Origin of the sequence: Amycolatopsis sp. WAC 04169 (assembly GCF_003947535.1) — a bacterium.
GTDB classification, from domain to species: Bacteria; Actinomycetota; Actinomycetes; order Mycobacteriales; family Pseudonocardiaceae; genus Amycolatopsis; species Amycolatopsis keratiniphila.
The window spans coordinates 1-698 of record NZ_QHJI01000054.1; the positions used below are offsets into that span (position 1 = coordinate 1).

Sequence of the window (698 nt, forward strand, 5' to 3'; positions counted from 1 at the left end):
TCTTCTCGTACAGCGTCCGCAGGAACCGCCCGTTCCCCAACTCGTCGCTCCACCCCTGGTCCACCACGTGCCCCGCGATCGACCGCAGTTCGTCGAGGGCCTCCTCGTCCCACACGTCCCCGTTCTCCGCCGCGAGCACCTCCCCGATCGAGGTCAGCTCCAGCGGCCGGTACGACGGAAAGTCCACCCGCGTCGTGAAGCGCGAGGACAGCCCGGGATTGGCGCCCAGCAGCCGGTCCATGCCCTCCGGATAGCCGGCCAGGATCACCACCAGGTGGTCCCGGTTGTCCTCGGCCCGCTTCAGCAGCACCTGCAGCGCCTCGTCGCCGTACGCGTCGCCCTTGCCGTACCCGGAGTTGGACAGCGCGTACGCCTCGTCGACGAAGAGGACGCCGCCGAGCGCGGAGTCGATCAGCTCGTTCGCCTTCACGGCGGTCTGGCCCAGGTACTCCCCGACCAGATCGGCCCGCTGCGCCTCCACCAGGTGGTCGCCGCCGAGCAGCCCGAGGGCGTAGAAGACGCGGCCCAGGATGCGGGCCACGGTGGTCTTGCCGGTGCCGGAGGGGCCGGAGAAGACGAAGTGACGTTTGGGCGGCTGCACCGGCAGGCCCTGCCCGGCCCGCAGCCGGGCCATGTTCAGCTGCGCGGACAGCGCCTTGACCTGACGCTTCACCGGTTCGAGGCCCACCATCCTCTCC

The 698-nt window shown here is 70.5% G+C and carries 1 protein-coding gene; it reads right to left on the bottom strand.

From position 1 onward, the window contains the following. A partial coding sequence (locus tag DMC61_RS40940; RefSeq protein ID WP_125695771.1) for an AAA family ATPase occupies positions 1–698 on the bottom strand: 698 nt, incomplete at both ends.